This is a genomic window from Sphingopyxis sp. (genome assembly GCF_040216815.1).
Lineage (GTDB): Bacteria > Pseudomonadota > Alphaproteobacteria > Sphingomonadales > Sphingomonadaceae > Sphingopyxis.
Genome location: NZ_JAVJOJ010000009.1, coordinates 487,007 through 504,788, shown reverse-complemented (window position 1 = coordinate 504,788; position 17,782 = coordinate 487,007). Strand labels below are relative to the sequence as shown.

Below are 17,782 nucleotides of genomic sequence, written 5' to 3'. Positions count from 1 at the left end.
GCCATGACGAGAGACCTAACGGCCGATCCGCGGCTTGGCAACCGCGCTGCCGTCCGGCCGCTGTAACCGCAAAGCGGCCTGAATGAAAAAGGGGCTGCCGACGGACCGGCAACCCCCTTTTCGTTTCCAAGCCGGCAGATGCTTACTTGGTGGCTTCTTCCATCGCGCCCTTGGCGGCGTCGGTGGCTTCCTTGGCAGCGTTGGCGGCTTCGGCGGCCTTGTCGGTAGCGGTCGCGGCGTCACCGGCAGCAGCCGCATCGCCAGCGGCCGTGGCGGCGTCACCAGCTGCCGCAGCGGCGTCAGCAGCGCCTTCGGCCGCTTCCATCGCACCGTCGGCCGCACCTTCGACGCTTGCAGCCGCTTCGTCGTTGGTAGCTGCATCGTCAGCAGCCTTTTCGGCGCAAGCAGCAAGACCGAGCGAAGCAGCAAGGACGAGCGACAGAGTGATCGATTTTTTCATGTGGGAATACCCCTCTCAATTGAACTGACCGACCGGCACAGGAACGGTTCGATCCCGAAAAATGCCAATCGCGCGCAGAATTACCGCCTCGCCAAAAGGGGTGCAACGACCTTTTCGTCTTGTTTCCCGCCTTTTGCCGCAATCGGCGAGCGGGCGGGCCGGGCGCCGCGGAAATCGCGCCTTGATCGTTGGTTGACCGGATATAAAGAAAGCTTTATATGATGCCTTGTGAGCGAGCTGATCGACATTTTTCGTGCCTTGGCCGACCCGACGCGGTTGCGAGTCGTCGCTTTGCTGCGCGAAATGGAGTTGGCGATCGGCGAACTGGCGGTGGTCCTCGATCAAAGCCAGCCGCGTGTTTCGCGTCACGTCCGCATATTGGTTGAGGCCGGTATCGTCGAACGGCGACGCGAAGGGAGCTGGGTGTTTTTGCGTATCGTCGGCGGCGGACCCGTCGCCGACGTGATCGCCCAGGCCGACAAATGGCCATTCTCGCCGCGCGAGACGCGTGTGATCGCGCACGATGCGCGGCGGCTGGCCGCGGTGCGCGCCGAACGCGCTGCCGCGGCCGCGCGTTATTTCGCCGACCATGCCGCCGAATGGGATGCCATTCGTTCGCGTCACGTCGCCGAAAGCGAGGTCGAAGCCGCGATGCTCGCGATGATGCACAACCGCCGGCTCGGCCATCTGCTCGACATCGGGACAGGGACGGGCCGGATGGCCGAGATTTTTGCGCCGACCGCGCGCCGTATCACCGCACTTGACCGCAGCCCCGAAATGCTGCGCATCGCACGCACGAAGCTGGAGGGGCAGCCGGTGCCCATCGACATCCTCCAGGGCGATTTTCTGGATTTGCCCGTTGGCGATGCGAGTGTCGACAGTGTCGTCATTCATCAGGCACTGCATTTTGCGCACGAGCCCGACCGCGTCGTCGCCGAGGCCAGCCGCGTGCTGCGCGGTGGCGGGCATCTGCTGATCGTCGATTTTGCGCCGCACGAGGATGAGGAATTGCGCACGCTGGCGGCCCACGCCCGCCTCGGTTTTTCGGACGCCCAAATCCGCGGCTGGTTCGCCTCCGCGGGGCTGCTGCTCGAAACCGCGCAGACGCTCGAGGGCGGGGAACTGGCCGTCAAGCTTTGGCTCGGCCGCCGGCGGAGCGATCAGGATCAGCCCCCCGTCAGCGATGGCGGACAGAATAAAAGGCTTGCTGCATGACGTCGAATCTCAATGCGCTCGCGGAGGCGCGCCGCGCGGCCGCATCGCCCCTTTTTGCCAATCTGGAGGGCGACGTCGGCGTCAGCTTTGAATTTTTTCCGCCCAAGACGGAAAAGATGGAGGCGCAGCTGTGGGATACGTTCCGCACGCTCGAGCCGTTCGGCCCCCGTTTCGTGTCGGTGACATATGGCGCCGGCGGATCGACGCGCGAGCGCACCCATGCGACGGTCGCGCGTATCGCGGCCGAAAGCCGGGTCCCTCCTGCGGCACACCTCACCTGCGTCGAGGCGTCGCGCGCCGAGATCGACGAGGTCGCGCGCGCCTATTGGGATGCCGGGGTGCGGCATATCGTCGCGCTGCGTGGCGACGTGCCGGGCGGCGAGCCGTATCGGCCGCACGCGCAAGGCTATGCCAATGCGATCGAACTGGTCGCGGGGCTGAAGGCGATTGCGCCGTTCGACATTTCGGTCGCCGCCTATCCCGAAGTGCATCCCGATGCCGACTGCCCGCAGGCCGATCTCGACAATCTGAAGCGCAAGCTGGATGCCGGAGCGAACCGCGCGATTACCCAATTTTTCTTTTCGCCCGACAGCTTTCTGCGCTTTCGCGATACCGCGGCGGCGGCGGGAATCGACGCGCCGATCATCCCCGGCATCCTGCCCGTGTCGAACGTATCGCAAACGCGGCGTATGGCCGACATGTGCGGCACGGCGATTCCGGCCTGGATGGTGTCGCTGTTCGACGGGCTGGACGATCATCCCGCGGCGCGTCAGCTGGTCGCTGCGACGATCGCCGCCGAAATGTGCCGCCGCCTCTACGCGGGCGGGGTACGCGATTTCCATTTCTATACATTGAACCGCGCCGAACTCAGCTATGCCATTTGTCATCTGCTGGGGATGCGGCCGGTGTCGACACGGAAGGATCAGGCCGCATGACCAGCCCACGCGAAGCTTTGGTGACCGCGGCGCAGGAACGCATCCTGCTCACCGATGGCGGCTGGGGAACCCAGATCCAGAACCGCAAGCTGGACGAGGCCGATTATGCAGGATCGCTCGGCCTGTCACACGACCAAAAGGGCAACAACGATATTCTCGCGCTGACGCGGCAGGATGTCGTCACCGCGATCGGCGAAGCCTATCTGGCCGCGGGGTCGGACATTGTATCGACCAATACGTTCAGCGCGAACCGGATCAGCCAGGCCGATTATGGCGCCGAACATCTGGTCGCCGACATCAACCATGAGAGCGCCCGGCTGGGCCGCGAGACCGCGCAGAAATATGAAGCGATCGACGGCCGCCGCCGCTTCGTCGCGGGCGCGGTCGGGCCGACGAACAAGACGCTGTCGCTGTCGCCCGACGTCAACAACCCCGGCTATCGCGAGATTGATTTCGACGAGCTGAAGGACGTCTATCTGGAACAGGTCGTCGCGCTGGCCGAAGGCGGCGCCGATTTCATCCTGATCGAGACGATCTTCGACACGCTGAACGCCAAGGCGGGCATTGCGGCGACGCTGGAGGCCGAGGCGAAGGTCGGGCGCGAATTGCCGCTGATGATCTCGATGACGCTCACCGACCTGTCCGGTCGCAATCTGTCGGGGCATACGGTCGAGGCCTTCTGGTACGCGGTGCGCCATGCCAAGCCGCTGACCATCGGGCTCAACTGCTCGTTCGGCGCGTCGCAGCTGCGGCCGCATGTCAAAGTGCTTTCCGATCTCGCCGATGCGCTGGTGATGGTTTATCCCAATGCCGGCCTGCCGAACGAGCTTGGCGAATATGACGAGCTGCCCGACACGACCGCGGGGCTGGTCGCCGAATGGGCCAGCCAGGGTCAGGTCAATATCCTTGGCGGCTGCTGCGGGTCGACGCCGGAGCATATTGCGGCGATGGCGAGGGCGATCGAGGGCCTTGCGCCGCGGCAGCTTCCCGAAGTGCCCGTACGCACCCGGCTGGCGGGCCTGGAGCCCTTCACCATGGCGGCCTAGTCCCTCTCCCGCAAGCGGGAGGGGTTAGGGGAGGGCCTGTTCCTCTCCAGCGCCGCCCGTAAATTGACAAGCCCTCCCCCGACCCCTCCCGCTTGCGGGAGGGGAGAAGAAGAGCCCGATGACCGAGAACACCACCGCCGCCTCCTCCACCTTCGTCAATATCGGTGAGCGCACCAACGTCACAGGCTCCGCGGCGTTCAAGAAGCTGATCCTCGCCGACGATTTCACTGCGGCGGTCGAGGTTGCGCGCCAACAGGTCGAAAATGGGGCGCAGGTGATCGACGTCAACATGGATGAAGGCCTGCTCGACGCCGAGCGGGCGATGACGACCTTTTTGAAACTGATCGCCGCCGAACCCGACATCGCGCGCGTGCCCGTGATGATCGACAGCTCGAAATGGGATGTGATCGAGGCGGGGCTGAAATGCGTTCCCGGCAAACCGATCGTCAATTCGATCAGCATGAAGGAAGGCGAGGCGCAATTTCTCGCGCAGGCGAAGAAATGCATGGCCTATGGCGCCGCGGTCGTCGTCATGGCGTTCGACGAGGTCGGGCAGGCGGACACGAAAGCGCGCAAGGTCGAGATTTGCGAGCGCGCCTACAAGCTTTTGATGACCATCGGCTTCCCACCCGAGGACATCATCTTCGACCCCAATATCTTTGCGGTCGCGACCGGCCTGGAAGAGCATGACAATTACGCCGTCGATTTTATCGAGGCGGTAAAGGAAATCCGCGTCCGCTGTCCGCACGCGCATTTTTCGGGCGGCCTGTCGAATCTTTCCTTCGGCTTTCGCGGCAATGAAACGGTGCGCCGCGCGATGCACAGCGTCTTTCTCTATCACGCCATTCCGGCGGGGCTCGATATGGCGATCGTCAACGCCGGACAGCTCGACGTTTACGATACGATCGATCCCGAGCTTCGCACCGCTTGCGAGGACGTCATCCTCAATCGCAAGGTCGAAGGCGAGAGCGAAAGCCCGACGGAGCGGCTGATTGCGCTCGCTGAACGCTATAAGGGCACGAACGCCGCGCAGGAAAAGGCCGCCGAGGAATGGCGCGGGTGGGAGGTGCGCAAGCGGCTTGAACATGCGCTGGTCAAGGGCATCGACGCGCATATCGTCGACGACACCGAAGAAATGCGCCTCGCGATGGATCGCCCGATCGAAGTGATCGAAGGGCCGCTGATGGACGGGATGAACGTCGTCGGCGATCTGTTCGGGTCCGGCAAGATGTTCCTTCCGCAAGTCGTGAAGTCCGCGCGCGTGATGAAAAAGGCGGTCGCGCATCTGCTCCCCTTCATCGAGGCGTCGAAAGAGCCGGGTGCGAAGGGCAAGGGCAGAGTGGTGATGGCGACCGTCAAGGGCGACGTCCACGACATCGGCAAGAATATCGTCGGCGTCGTGCTCCAGTGCAATGGCTTCGAAATCGTCGACCTCGGCGTGATGGTGCCCTGGACTGAGATATTGAAGGCGGCGAACGAGAATGACGCTGACATGATCGGGCTTTCGGGGCTGATCACCCCCTCGCTCGACGAGATGGTGACGGTCGCCGAGGAAATGCAGCGCGCGGGCATGTCGATGCCGCTGCTGATCGGCGGTGCGACCACCTCCAAAGTGCATACGGCGCTTCGCATCGATCCCGCCTATCAAGGACCCGTGCTCCACGTCCTCGACGCCAGCCGCGCGGTCGGCGTCGCGACCGCGCTGGTCAGCGACACCGGGCGCGACGCCTATGTAAAGAGCTATAAGGACGATTATGCGCATGTCCGCGACGTGCGCGCGGGCAAGGGGCAGAGCGTGCTCCATACGCTCGAAGAAGCGCGCGCCAATTTTTACGACGCCTATTTGAGCGACAAGCCCGCGCCGCCGCTCGAGCCGGGTCTCCACCGTTTCGACGACTGGTCGCTGGAGGAATTGCGCGACTATATCGATTGGACGCCCTTCTTCCGCGCGTGGGAATTGCACGGAACCTATCCTTCGATCCTCGACGATGATGTGGTCGGCGATACCGCGCGCACGCTGAAGGCCGACGCCGATGCGATGCTCGACCGGATCATCGGCGAAAAATGGCTCGCCGCGCGCGGTGTCTGCGCCTTCTGGCCGTGCGCCCGGCATGGCGACGATGTCGTCATCCATCTTGCCGAAGAGGAGCGTCACGTCACGCTGCCCTTCCTGCGCCAGCAGATCAAGAAAAGCCGCGACCGCGCCAATATGTGCCTCGCCGATTTCATCGATCCGGCGGGCGACTGGATCGGCGGTTTCGCGGTCGGCATCCACGGGATCGAGCCGCATTCGGAACGCTTCCGCGCCGACAAGGACGATTATTCGGACATTTTGCTCAAGGCGCTCGCCGACCGTTTTGCCGAAGCCTTTGCCGAGCGGCTGCACCAGCATGTGCGCACGACGCTGTGGGGCTATGCGCCCGGCGAACAGCTGACCAACGAGGCGCTGATCAAGGAGGAATATCGCGGCATTCGTCCCGCGCCCGGCTATCCCGCCTGTCCCGATCACAGTCTGAAGCCGATCCTGTTCGACCTGCTTCGCGCGGGCGACAATGCGGGGCTGGTACTCACCGAAAGCTTTGCGATGCTGCCCACCGCGGCGGTCAGCGGCTTTTATTTCGGCCACCCCGAAAGCCAGTATTTCGGGGTCGCGCGGATCGGCAGCGACCAGCTCGAAGATTATGCGCGGCGGCGCGGCGTCGATCTGGAAACGGCGACGCGCTGGCTGCGGCCCAATCTTGATTAATGGAATCGGGTCCACTTGTCCGATAAAGGGACGCGCGCGCGGTTAACCAGCTTCGCGAGCGACCGGTGCGCCAAAATGGGTTATGGCGCCTGCATGATCCGATCGCTCCTTCGCCGGCCGCTCCTGCCGCTCTTCGCCTTCCCGTTGCTTGCGGCGCCGGCCCCGCTGCCCGCGCAAACCGGCGGCGCGCCTTATCAGATCGACGGCCGGGGCTTCACGCGGCTGCAAGATGCGGTCGACGCGATCGGCGAAGGCGAAGGCACGATCCGCATCGCGCCGGGCTATCATCGCGACTGCGCGGTGCAGACCGCCGGGGTGATCGCCTTTGTCGCCGCTGAACCGGGCCGTGCGATTTTCGACGGTGTGACGTGCGAGGGCAAGGCGGCGCTGGTACTGCGCGGCGAGGGCGCACGGATTGATGGCGTCGTGTTCCAGAACATGCGCGTTCCCGACGGCAATGGCGCGGGCATCCGGCTGGAACGAAGCGATCTGGAGGTCGCCAACAGCCTGTTCCGCAACAGCGAGCAGGGTATTTTGACCGCCGACGATCCCCAGGCAACGCTTGCCATCGACCGTTCGACCTTTTCGCGGCTGGGTCGCTGTGATCGCGGTCTGAGCTGCGCGCACAGCGTCTATACGGGCATCTATGGCCGGGTCGTCGTCACCCGCACGCGCTTTGAAAAAGGCAGTGGGGGCCATTATCTGAAGACGCGCGCGATCACGGTCGATGTGAATGACAACAGCTTCGACGATACGCAGGGCACCGGGACCAATTACATGATCGACCTGTCCTCGGGATCGACCGGCCGGATCACGAACAATCTGTTCGTGCAGGGGCGCGACAAGGAAAATTATTCGGCGTTCATCGCGGTCGCGGCCGAAGAACGCAAGAACCCGTCGCGCGGGCTGGTTGTCGAAGGCAATCGGGCAAGCCTGCCCGCGGGGATCGGACGCAATTCGGTGTTCGTCGCCGACTGGAGCGGCGAGGCGCTGGCGATCGGCGCCAACCAACTGGGCGCAGGGCTGGCGCGGTTCGAGAAGCGATAAGCCACCTTCCAATCAGGGAGTGTTTTAGGGGCCGGACCCTAAGCCTCGCCGCGCGTTTCGATGAGCGAGGCCGCGAGCGCCTCGGCGGGGGTCTTGCCGCCCCACAGCACGAACTGGAACACCGGATAAAAGCGTTCGCATTCGTCGATCGCGCTTTCGATGAGCGTTTCGGTGAGATCGAGCGGCAGCGCAGCGTCGGCACCGAGCAGCATCCCGTGGCGATACAGGATCGTGCCGCTGTTCGACCAGAGTTCGAAATGCCCCAGCCACAGCTGTTCGTTGATCATCGCCAGTGCTTCGTGCGCGACGATGCGCTTGTCTTCGACCACACGGATGTCGGGAAAGGCGAGCAGCTGGATCACCCCGTCGTCGGGGCGCCAGACCGCGCGCAGTTCATAGGTCGTCCAGCTGCCCTGCGCGGTCGCGACGATCTCGTCCTCGCCCACCATCTCGTGCGGCCAGTCGTGCGCCGCGAAATAGGAGGCGAGCATGTCCATCGGTGCCGCGTCCTGGCCGTCGTCGTCGTCAAAAATATCGTCACTCATCGGCGTCGCTCTAGCCGTTCTTGCGGCCAGTTGCGAGTCTGGACCGCTCACCAATAGATCGTCACCCCGGCGAAGGCCGGGGTCTCGCCAGTGCGTCAGGATGCAAGGTCGAGATCCCGGCCTTCGCCGGGATGACGAAATCAGGATTTGGACTTTTGCGCCGATTTCGCGGCGGTCGGTTTCGCCGCAGCCTTGGGGGCGGCGGCCGATTTCGGAGCGGCCTTCGGTGCCGCCGCAGGCTTCGCCGCGCCTTCAAGCTTGTCGAGGCGCGCCTTCAGCGCCTCGGCCTCGGCGCGCGCGGTGGCGGCCATCTGCTTGACCGCCTCGAACTCCTCGCGGCTGACGAAATCCATGCGGCCGACAAATTCCTTCGCGCGCTCGCGCATCGCGGCTTCGGCTTCGCGGCCTGCGCCGGCGACGGTTCCGGCAATGCCATTCACCATCTTGGCGAGGTCGTCGAAAAAGCGGTTTTCGCTCTGCATGTCTGATATTCCTTCGTCGGGGGTTATCCCCCAGTTGTCCCTTGCGCCTTCAGCCTATTTGGGTGCTGGCGGCGGCGGGGACAAGGGTTTCGGCGTCGGGATTGCGCTGATCGATCTGGAAATTGAGGATCGCGGCAAAGCTGAGCCACGCCATATAGGGGACCAGCAGCCACGCCGCGGCCTTGCGGATCGGCGCAAAGGCAAAGGCGGTCGCGACCGTGATCATCAGGATGAAAATGATCAGATAGAGCGCGGTCGTCACCTGATGCTGACCGAAAAAAAGCGGCGACCAGGCAAAATTGGCGATCAGCTGAACGAAGAAAAGGAGGAGCGCGAAACCGCGCCCCTTCGCGCCGCGCGCATGGAGGATCATCGCAAGCGAGAGGCCGAGGCAGATATAGAGGATCGGCCAGACGGTGGCGAAGACCCAGCCCGGCGGCGTGATCGGCGGCAGATCGAGCGCCGCAAACCAGCGATTGTCATAACCACTGTTCGAAAGCATACCCATCAAACTGCCGATCAGCACGATCGCCGGAACGGTGACGAGCGCCCAGCGAAGATAGGACATGCGAAGCTGGCCCGGCGTTGCGATTTCGGTCATGTCGGCTCTATCCCCCACCGGCGAATCCGTTGCATTTTTGTCGCGGCTGAGCGGCGCAGCGTCAAGCGTCTCGCTTGCGCCCGGCGATCAGGAATTCGACATTGCCTTCGGGGCCGGTGATCGGGCTTTCGATCAGATCGGCGACGTGCCAGCCCTGGCCAGTCAGCCATTCGCGAACCTCGGCACACACACGGGCGTGGACCGTGGGTTCGCGGACGACGCCCTTTTTCCCGACCTCATGCCGTTCCGCCTCGAACTGCGGTTTGATGAGCGCCACCATGTGCGCGCGATCCTTCGCGAAGGACATCGGTACGGGCAGCACTTTCGACAGCGCGATAAAGCTCGCGTCGCAGACGATCAGGTCGACCGGCTCGGGGATATGGTCGGCGGTGAGGACGCGCGCGCTCGTCTGTTCGTGGACGATGACGCGATCGTCCTGCCGCAGCTTCCAGGCGAGCTGGTTGGTGCCCGAATCGATGGCGTAAACCCGCGCGGCGCCGCGGCTCAGCAGCACGTCGGTGAACCCGCCGGTCGACGATCCGACGTCGATTGCGACCGCGCCGGTCACATCCCAGCCGAGGTGATCGAGCGCATGGTCGAGTTTGATCCCGCCCCGCGACACCCACGGATGGTCGCGACCCTTGACGCTGATTTCGGCATCCTCGGCGATCTGTTGGCCCGCCTTGTCGATCTTGCGGTCGCCGACGAAGGCGAGCCCGGCGAGGATCAGCGCCTGCGCGCGCGTCCGGCTTTCGGCGAGCCCGCGATCGACGAGCAATTGGTCCGCGCGGATCTTGGCCATCAGCCCAATCCCGTCATTGCGAGGAGCGAAGCGACGCGGCAATCCAGAGTCGCGTAAAGCGCTCTGGATTGCTTCGCTTCGCTTGCAATGACGCGGTGAAAAATCATGGCTCGGCCAAATCCGTCAGCATCCCAGGAGTCAATATCTGCGGCAGGATTTCCGGTTTCGCGGTGCCCGGCGCATACCACAGATAAAGCGGTACGCTGTTGCGGCCATGCTCGGCGAGCGTGCGCGTGATGACCGGATCTCCGTTGGTCCAGTCGCCCACCAGCGTGACGACGCCCGCCTTGTCGAACGCCCTTTGCACGGCTTCGCGATCGATCGCGCCCGCTTCGTTCGCCTTGCACGACAGGCACCAGTCGGCGGTGAAATAGACGAAGACGGGCTTACCGGTCGCACGCGCGTTGGCGAGCGCGTCGGGCGAGAAAGTCGATCCGGTCCCCGCCATCGTGCGCTCGGCCTGCGCCACCTCGCTGACGGTCGCACCAAGGCTGGTGACGAAGAGCAGACCCGATGCGATCAGCAGCCACGATCGCCGGTCGCCGCGCTGGATTGCACCATATTGGGTGAGCGCCACCAACGCCATGGCGACCGCGACGGCGGGCCAGATAAGCTGCTCGCCGCTACCGAGCTGGCGCCACAGCAGCCAGACCAGTGCCAACGTGGTCAGCCCCATCGGCAGCGCCATCCACCGGCGGAACTTGTCCATCCACGGCCCCGGTTTCGGCAGGCGGCCCCGGAGCGCGGGTACAAAGCCGATGGCGAGGAAGGGGAGGGCAAGGCCCAGCCCCAGTCCGCCGAAGATTGGCAGCGCTGCCCATGCCGGCAGAACCAGCGTTGCGCCGAGCGCGGCGCCGAGCAACGGCCCGCTGCACGGCGTCGCGACGAAAGCGGCGAGCGCGCCGGTCCAGAAGCCCCCGGCCGCGCCGCCCCGATCGGCGAGTGCCTGTCCGCCGCCGAAGGAGGGCAGTTCAAAAAAGCCGAGCAGGTTGAGAGTGATCGCGAGCGCAAGGATCAAGAGTGCCAGCACGCTGACCGGATGCTGCAACTGGAACGCCCAGCCGACCTGCTCGCCCGCGGCGCGCAAGGCGAGCAGCGCGCCGCCGAGCAGCAGGGCGGTGAGAATCGCGCCCGCGGTATAGGCGAGCGCCTCGACCCTCGCCGTTCGCGCATCGCCGCCCGACCGCGCGAGGCTCAGCGCCTTCAGGCTCAGGATAGGAAAGACGCAGGGCATCAGGTTGAGGATCAGCCCGCCCAGGATAGCCCCGCCGAGCGCAGTCCAGAACAGGCCCATGTCGATCCTGCGTGCACCGGCGATCGGCTCGCCCGCGGCGGGGACCGCGCCAGGCGTCAGCGTCAGCGACAGCCCGCGCCCGTCGCCGGTCTTCAGCAGCGCCGCGACCGGGCCTTCGCTGGCGCCCTTTGCGCGCGCCTCGACAATGATGCGGTCGCCGTTTCGGCTGACGCTTTGCGGCGCTGCATAGTCGATGACTTCCTGCGTTTCGACGAAGAGATGCGGTGTGTCGATCGCCACGCTGGCAGGCAGAGGGACGGCGAAACGCACCTTGTCGCCGCGTCGTTCCCAGCGGCCCTGTCGGTCGAGCGGTTGCGGCAACAGCGCACGCCAGCCGTCGAAGCGCGCACGGGTTTCGCCGGAAATTGCCCCGTCGCCGGCCTTCAATCGAGCGGAGATGACCGCTTTTTCGGGGACGCACACCTTGTCGGTGCAGGCGAGCCAGTTCGCGACGCCCGACAGGGTCAAGTCGCTTCCCGGTGCGACGGCGGAATCGACCTTAAGCTCGGCGAGCAGCGCATAGGGATGCTCGTAGACATGGTTCATCATGCCAAAGAGGATCAGCGCGTCGGGAACCGGATAGCGAAAGGGCGCGACGGTCACGCCATCGGGAAGGTTCCAGTCGACCGTCAGCCCGAACCCCGCGTCGCCGCCATTGACCCAATAGCCGTGCCACGTTTTTTCAGGCGTCATGGTGAGCGCGAGCGTCGTTGTTCCGCCGGGTTTCGGGGTGGTCGATTCCGCGACAAGCCGCGGCGCGATATGCGTTTGTGCCCGCGCGTTGCCGGTGAGCAGAAGCATAGCGGAAAGAATGGCGATCAGCGCCCGTCCGATGCGTGTCACAAAAGCCTCACTCGCCAATTTCATGCTTTCCCTGTGGCGGTTCGCCGTTCGAAGGCTTGCCATATAGGCGGCTTTCGTCGAGAGGACAGCCCGCGCTGACACCCGCCCCTAGGAGAAGTCGCCCGTGAAGCTCAAAAAACCGATCCTTGCCCTTGCTGCGGCGCTCTGTCTCACCGGCGGAGCGACGCTGGCCCAGGAAGCGACGGCCCCCACGGCCAATGCGGATGCCCGGACGGCGGCGCCGAAGCTGCTCGTGATGATTGCGGTCGACCAGTTTTCGGCGGATCTCTTTGCCGAATATCGCGGCCGGTTCCGTGGCGGCCTGGCACGGCTGGCGTCGGGGGTCGTCTTTCCCGCAGGCTATCAGGCGCACGGCGCGACCGAAACCTGTCCGGGCCATTCGACGATCCTGACCGGAAATCATCCCGCGCACACGGGCATTGTCGCCAATCATTATTTCGACCTGTCGGCGGCGCGCTCCGACAAGCGTGTATATTGCGCCGAGGATGAAGCCGTGCCGGACACAAGTTCGGGTAGCGGCAAATATGCGCCGTCGGTGAAGCACCTGCTCGTCCCCACGCTCGGCGATCTGATGAAGGCCCGCAACCCGCAGGCGCAGGTCGTGTCGGTGGCGGGCAAGGATCGCGCGGCGATCATGATGGGTGGGCACCGCGCCGACGAGATTTTGTGGCTCGCGCCGACGGGTCTCACCAGCTATCGCGGCACGGCGCTGTCGCCGACCGCGGCGCAGGCGGGCACCGCCATCGCCGCCGCCATCAACGAGGCACGCGGCCCGCTCGCGCTTCCCGCCGAATGCGCCGGGCATGACATCGCCATTCCGCTCGACAAGGGCGGTTCGGTCGGAACCGGCCGTATGGCGCGCGAGGCAGGCGATTTTCGCCGTTTCCTCGCCTCGCCGGAGGCTGACGGTGCGGTGCTCGCAGCCGCCGCGGCGCTTCGCCAGGCGCGCCGGATGGGCGAAGGAAGCGGCACCGATCTGCTCATCGTCGGCCTGTCGGCCACCGACTATGTCGGCCATGGCACCGGTACCGAAGGCAGCGAAATGTGCATCCAGATGGCGGGGCTCGACCGCGAACTCGGCGACTTTTTCGCGCGGCTCGACCAGGCGGGCATCGACTATGCCGTGGCGCTGACCGCCGACCATGGCGGGCACGATCTGCCCGAACGCAACCGCCAGAATGCGTGGCCCGATGCACAGCGGGTCGACAAGGCGCTCGACCCCGAAGCGCTGGGGGCAGAGGTCGCCCGGAAACTGGGGCTGCCGCAGCCGCTGCTCTATGGCGAAGGCGGCGATTATTATCTTAACACCACGCTGACCGCCGCGCAGCGTCGGGCGGCGATGGCCGAAATCCTGCCGCGGCTGCGCGCGCACCCGCAGGTCGAGAGGGTGGCGACGCGCGAAGAACTTGCCGCGCACCCGCTTTCGAAACGTGCGCCCGACATGTGGAGCGTGATGGACCGGCTGCGCGCGTCCTTTCACCCCGGTCGGTCGGGCGATTTCATCATCGCGCTGAAAGCCCGCGTGACGCCGATCGCCGAGCCGGGCGTGGGCTATGTCGCCACGCACGGGTCGGTGTGGGATTATGACCGCCGCGTGCCGATCCTCTTCTGGCGCAAGGGGTTGGCCGGTTTCGAGCAGCCCAATGCGGTGATGACCGTCGACATCATGCCGACGCTTGCTGCGCTGATCGGGCTGGACGTTGCGGCAGACACGATCGATGGCCGCTGCCTCGACCTGATTTCGGGTCCGCAAAGCAGTTGCCGACAGTAAAGAAACAAGGAACGATGACGACGAATTTGAAGAGCTTTGCCGGCCGGATGCTGCTGGTCGGATGCGGGAATATGGCGGGCGCCATGCTCGACCGCTGGCTGAAAGAGGGACTGGACGCCGCGGCGGCGGCGATTGTCGATCCGCACGCAGCGCCGCGCGAGGGTGTCGCGCAATTCGCCTCGCTTGCCGAATGGCGCGCTGCGGGCGGGACGGCCGAATGGATCATGCTGGGCATGAAGCCACAGCAGCTTGGCGAGGTGGCGAGCGACCTTGCCGATGTCGCGACCGGCGGCGTGCATCTTCTCTCGATCCTTGCCGGCGTCTCGCTCGCGGACCTTGCCGCGCGCTTCCCGGCTCCAAAAGCCCATGTGCGCATTCTGCCCAATCTGGCGGCGCGCATCGGCGCGGGCGTGTCGGCGGTCGCAACCAGCGGCGACGCCGACATGGCAGCGGTGACGAATCTGCTCGATCCGCTCGGCACGGTCGTCGCGCTGGCGGATGATTCGACGATGGATCTGGTTACGGCCTTTACCGGCAGCGGCCCCGCCTTTGTCTTTCGGATGATCGAATCCTATGCCGCGGCGGGCGAGCGGCTCGGCCTGTCGGCAGAGGATGCGCTGAAACTCGCCACCGCAACCTTCGGCGGTGCCACCGCGCTGCTCGCCGACAGCGGCGACAAGCCCGGCGCCCTGATCGCGCAGGTCGCGAGCAAGGGTGGGACGACCCAGGCCGGGCTTGACGTACTCGACAGCGACGGCCAGCTCGCGGCGCTGCTCACCAATGTGCTGCGTGCGGCGCGCGATCGCGGGCGCGAGCTGGCGGACCTGGCGCGCGGCGAGGATTGAGCGCGCGCCGGTTTCCTAACCCGCGTCCTTCCCCAGCATCGCGATGCGCTGCCGGTCGCGCGCCGGAACGAGCGCTTCGCTGACTTGCCAGAAGCCGGTGACGGCCTGTTGCCCCGCGTGGGTATAGGCGCGGCTCATCGTGTCGCGCAGCGCGGCGAATATCTCGCGTTCGATCGTGCGGCCGGCATCGGTCAGCCGCAGTTCCTTGGCGCGCCGGTCGCGGTTTCCCGGCCGTGTCGTCAGATATTCGCGCGCCTCCAGTTCCTTGACCACGCGGCCGAGCGACTGTTTGGTGATGCCCAGCAGCGCGAGCAGGTCCGAAATCGTCAACCCCGGCTGGCGCGCGATGAAATAGAGCGCGCGATAATGGGCGCGCCCCAGCGTCTTTTCAGCCAATCGTGCGTCGATCGCGCGCCACAGCGAGGCGTGCGCGAAAAACAGAAACTCGATACCGCGGCGCACCTCGTCCTCGCGCAAGAAAAGGGCAGAGGCGGCGGGGACTTGTGAAAGAAAATTTTCATCCGGCATAGTCGCTACCGTTGCGCGCCGTGCCGCTCTTTGGCAAGAGGCGCGCTCCCGAAACCAGCAATCAAGGTGTTTTCGCATGTCCGCTCCCGCCTTCACCCATCTCACCCACCCCAGCCCGGTGGCGGACGATGTACGGGCGGCGGCGATTGCGGACCCGCTTTTCGGACGCGTTTTCACCGACCATATGGTGTCGATCCGCTATGCGGAAGGCGAAGGCTGGCACGACGCGCGCGTGATGCCGCGCGGACCGCTGACGCTCGATCCGGCGACGGCGGTGCTGCATTATGCGCAGGAAATCTTCGAGGGGCTGAAAGCCTATCGGCTCGACGACGGGTCGATGGCGCTGTTCCGCGTCGAGGCCAATGCGGCGCGCTTCAATGCCAGTGCGCGGCGCATGGCGATGGCCGAACTGCCCGAGGACCTGTTCATCGCGGCGGTGAAGGAGGCCGTGGCCGCCGACGCGCACTGGTTCCCGCCCGTCGACGGCGGCGCCCTCTATCTGCGCCCCTTCATGTTCGCGAGCGAGGTGTTTCTGGGCGTCAAGCCGGCATCCGAATATCAGTTTCTCGTCATCACCTCGCCGGTGGGCAATTATTTCAAGTCGGGCGCGCCCGCCATCTCGCTCTGGGTGTCGGAGGATTATACCCGCGCGGCGCCCGGGGGGACGGGTGCGGCCAAATGCGGCGGCAATTATGCCGCCAGCCTCGTTGCGCAGCGCGAGGCGATTGCCAAGGGGCACGACCAGGTCGTCTTTCTCGACGCCGCCGAACATCGCTGGATCGAGGAGCTGGGCGGCATGAACATGTTTTTCGTGTTCGATGACGGCAGCATCGTCACCCCGCCGCTGACGGGAACGATCCTGCCAGGCATTACGCGCGATGCGATCATCACGCTGGCGCGCGACGCAGGCCTTTCGGTGCGCGAGGAACCTTATGCGATCGACCAGTGGCAGGCCGATGCGACAAGCGGCAGGCTGACCGAGAGTTTTGCCTGCGGCACCGCCGCGGTCGTCACGCCGGTCGGCAAGGTGACGCGCGGCGGGACGAGCTTTACCATCGGCGCGGGCGGTCCCGGTCAGGTCACGGAGATGCTCAAGGGCAAACTCGTCGACATCCAGCGCGGCCGCGCCGAAGATCGTTACGGCTGGGTCACGCGGATCTGACAAGCTCTGCCTTGTCATTGATGGCGCGGACGCTATAGACGCGCTCGCACCGGCCATTGGGGCGTAGCCAAGCGGTAAGGCAGCGGTTTTTGGTACCGCCATGCGCAGGTTCGAATCCTGCCGCCCCAGCCAGCCGGTGCCGCCGAGCCCCGCAAGATTAAGCCCGGTTTCGCTGTACAGAGCCGGAATGTCCGGTCGGAGAAGGGGGCGGCGGGTGGCCGCGCTATGGCACGTTCGCGCTATTCGCGAAACGGAAGTGGTGCGCGGCGGACGCGCCGCTTCGTTGCATCATCAAGGCGGGTGGCATCGAGGAAATCGCCAAATCATCGACAAAAACGCCCGACGGCTTCGGCATCAATCCATGCTCATGCCGATGGAAATCCGGCGCGCTGCAGCAACGAGCTGGGGCGCAAGCGCAAGTAGCTCCTCCTCGCGCAGCCGATCCGAAGCGCCCGTAATCGAAAGACCTGCAAAGGGCCTGCCGCGCTTGTCGAATATGGCCGCGCCTATGCTGCTGCTCGCGGCAGGCGGAACCCCCACCGATATCGCGAAACCGCGGTCGCGGATGCTGGCGAGTTCACGACGCAGCTCGGCCGGGGGTATGATGTCGGTCTCCGATTTCCGGCGGTAGCGCGGTGTCTGCAGATAGGTTTCCAGCTCGGCTTCGGGCAGGTGCGCGAGCACCGACTTGCCACCGCTCGACCAACTGAGATCCCAGCTCGTCCCGACGGGAAGAAATATGTTCACGCTGTTCACGCCGTCGATGCGCTCGATGAGAACGATGTTCTCGCCATCGATCAGGCCCAGATGCACCGACTCGCCGGTCTCGTGCCGCAACGCGTCCATCACCGAAAGCGCTGCTATCCTGAGGCCGCTTTTCCGTTCAATGGCGCGACCCCCGACGGCGATCGGTCGCATCGAGACCGACCACAGCGGGCGGGTCCCCCCGTCGCGTTCAAGCCAGCCAAAGGTCTCCAGCGCAAGCAACAGCCGGTGAACGGTGGCCTTGGGCAGTGCAAGGCGACGTGCGAGATCGCTCGCGCCGATCGGCTGCCATTCGGCCACCCGCTCGACGAGGCGAAGGGCGAGGCCGACCGGCCGCGACGCTCCCCTGGGGCCGGCATCCTCCGTCGTCCCTTTGCTGCCGCGCTTGTCGTCGGTCATCTTGCCTCCTTGCCGGCGTCACGATGGCACCGGCACCGCTACACCCTAAATTGCCCACCCAGAAGAGATTTAATGTCTCATATATTGGAACAATAACTTATATATCGAGACAATATGTATTGACCAGAGACATTTTTGCCGCCACCCCGAAGCCGCTGCACGATTCGGAGGGCAGAATCGCCTGCGTGCAGATGAACAGGGCCACGCCGGAAGAGGGCGGGATCGAGACATTGGGAGCCGCCTTGATGCGGGCACGATCTCTCGACTTCCCCACC

At 65.1% G+C, this 17,782-nt stretch carries 16 protein-coding genes and 1 tRNA gene; 9 read left to right on the top strand and 8 right to left on the bottom strand.

The annotated features are described in order from the left end of the window. Positions 1-142: 142 nt before the first annotated feature. Positions 143-460, bottom strand: coding sequence for a hypothetical protein (locus RIA72_RS12910; protein ID WP_350032462.1), 318 nt, complete (start codon positions 458-460; stop codon positions 143-145). A 228-nt stretch (positions 461-688) separates the two neighbouring features. Here RIA72_RS12910 and RIA72_RS12905 point away from each other — a divergent pair, with 228 nt between their 5' ends. The 5 genes from RIA72_RS12905 to RIA72_RS12885 all read left to right on the top strand — a co-directional run bounded on the left by RIA72_RS12905 (position 689) and on the right by RIA72_RS12885 (position 7,449). Next, positions 689-1,675, top strand: coding sequence for an ArsR/SmtB family transcription factor (locus tag RIA72_RS12905; protein ID WP_350032461.1), 987 nt, complete (start codon positions 689-691; stop codon positions 1,673-1,675). After that, positions 1,672-2,610, top strand: a complete 939-nt coding sequence (gene metF / locus RIA72_RS12900) for a methylenetetrahydrofolate reductase (protein ID WP_350032460.1) — start codon at positions 1,672-1,674, stop codon at positions 2,608-2,610. The genes RIA72_RS12905 and metF overlap by 4 nt, the downstream gene beginning before the upstream one ends. Next, positions 2,607-3,656, top strand: coding sequence for a homocysteine S-methyltransferase family protein (locus RIA72_RS12895; RefSeq protein WP_350032459.1), 1,050 nt, complete (start codon positions 2,607-2,609; stop codon positions 3,654-3,656). The genes metF and RIA72_RS12895 overlap by 4 nt, the downstream gene beginning before the upstream one ends. Positions 3,657-3,774: 118 nt before the next feature. Continuing rightward, complete coding sequence (metH, locus tag RIA72_RS12890) at positions 3,775-6,402, top strand: methionine synthase (RefSeq protein ID WP_350032458.1); 2,628 nt, start codon at positions 3,775-3,777, stop codon at positions 6,400-6,402. 93 nt (positions 6,403-6,495) lie between these two features. Further along, positions 6,496-7,449: a right-handed parallel beta-helix repeat-containing protein gene (locus tag RIA72_RS12885; RefSeq protein ID WP_350032457.1), complete on the top strand. Its 954-nt coding sequence runs from the start codon at positions 6,496-6,498 to the stop codon at positions 7,447-7,449. A gap of 38 nt (positions 7,450-7,487) precedes the next feature. Here RIA72_RS12885 and RIA72_RS12880 read toward each other — a convergent pair whose 3' ends face one another. The 5 genes from RIA72_RS12880 to RIA72_RS12860 all read right to left on the bottom strand — a co-directional run bounded on the left by RIA72_RS12880 (position 7,488) and on the right by RIA72_RS12860 (position 12,040). After that, the gene (locus RIA72_RS12880) at positions 7,488-7,994 is read right to left on the bottom strand and encodes a type III secretion system chaperone family protein (protein WP_350032456.1); all 507 of its coding nucleotides are present in this window, start codon (positions 7,992-7,994) and stop codon (positions 7,488-7,490) included. Positions 7,995-8,134: 140 nt separating this feature from the next. Beyond that, positions 8,135-8,476 carry an accessory factor UbiK family protein gene (locus RIA72_RS12875; protein ID WP_350032455.1) on the bottom strand — a complete coding sequence of 114 codons (342 nt, stop codon included), beginning with the start codon at positions 8,474-8,476 and terminating at the stop codon, positions 8,135-8,137. Between the two features lie 49 nt (positions 8,477-8,525). Continuing rightward, on the bottom strand, positions 8,526-9,077 hold the full coding sequence (locus RIA72_RS12870) for a TspO/MBR family protein (protein ID WP_350032454.1): 552 nt from the start codon (positions 9,075-9,077) through the stop codon (positions 8,526-8,528). Between the two features lie 61 nt (positions 9,078-9,138). Continuing rightward, complete coding sequence (locus RIA72_RS12865) at positions 9,139-9,879, bottom strand: TlyA family RNA methyltransferase (protein ID WP_350032453.1); 741 nt, start codon at positions 9,877-9,879, stop codon at positions 9,139-9,141. Positions 9,880-9,982: 103 nt separating this feature from the next. Continuing rightward, a complete protein-coding gene (locus RIA72_RS12860; RefSeq protein ID WP_350032452.1) occupies positions 9,983-12,040 on the bottom strand; it encodes a protein-disulfide reductase DsbD family protein in 2,058 nt (685 codons plus the stop codon). A gap of 100 nt (positions 12,041-12,140) precedes the next feature. On the opposite strand from RIA72_RS12860, the gene RIA72_RS12855 reads away from it, so the two are divergent. Continuing rightward, a complete protein-coding gene (locus RIA72_RS12855) occupies positions 12,141-13,808 on the top strand; it encodes an alkaline phosphatase family protein (protein ID WP_350032451.1) in 1,668 nt (555 codons plus the stop codon). Positions 13,809-13,822: 14 nt separating this feature from the next. Next, positions 13,823-14,653 carry a pyrroline-5-carboxylate reductase gene (gene proC / locus RIA72_RS12850; RefSeq protein ID WP_350032450.1) on the top strand — a complete coding sequence of 277 codons (831 nt, stop codon included), beginning with the start codon at positions 13,823-13,825 and terminating at the stop codon, positions 14,651-14,653. A gap of 15 nt (positions 14,654-14,668) precedes the next feature. On the opposite strand, the gene RIA72_RS12845 is transcribed toward proC, so the two are convergent. Continuing rightward, entirely contained in the window at positions 14,669-15,181 is a 513-nt protein-coding gene (locus RIA72_RS12845) for a MarR family winged helix-turn-helix transcriptional regulator (RefSeq protein WP_350032449.1), read from the bottom strand. Positions 15,182-15,257: 76 nt separating this feature from the next. Between RIA72_RS12845 and RIA72_RS12840 the strand changes: the two genes are divergently transcribed. Together RIA72_RS12840 and RIA72_RS12835 are read left to right on the top strand one after the other, a co-directional pair. After that, the gene (locus RIA72_RS12840; RefSeq protein ID WP_350032448.1) at positions 15,258-16,343 is read left to right on the top strand and encodes a branched-chain amino acid aminotransferase; all 1,086 of its coding nucleotides are present in this window, start codon (positions 15,258-15,260) and stop codon (positions 16,341-16,343) included. A gap of 57 nt (positions 16,344-16,400) precedes the next feature. Beyond that, a tRNA-Gln gene (locus tag RIA72_RS12835) sits at positions 16,401-16,475 on the top strand. Between the two features lie 222 nt (positions 16,476-16,697). On the opposite strand, the gene RIA72_RS12830 is transcribed toward RIA72_RS12835, so the two are convergent. Then, positions 16,698-17,507 carry an IclR family transcriptional regulator gene (locus RIA72_RS12830; protein ID WP_350032447.1) on the bottom strand — a complete coding sequence of 270 codons (810 nt, stop codon included), beginning with the start codon at positions 17,505-17,507 and terminating at the stop codon, positions 16,698-16,700. Positions 17,508-17,782 lie beyond the last annotated feature (275 nt).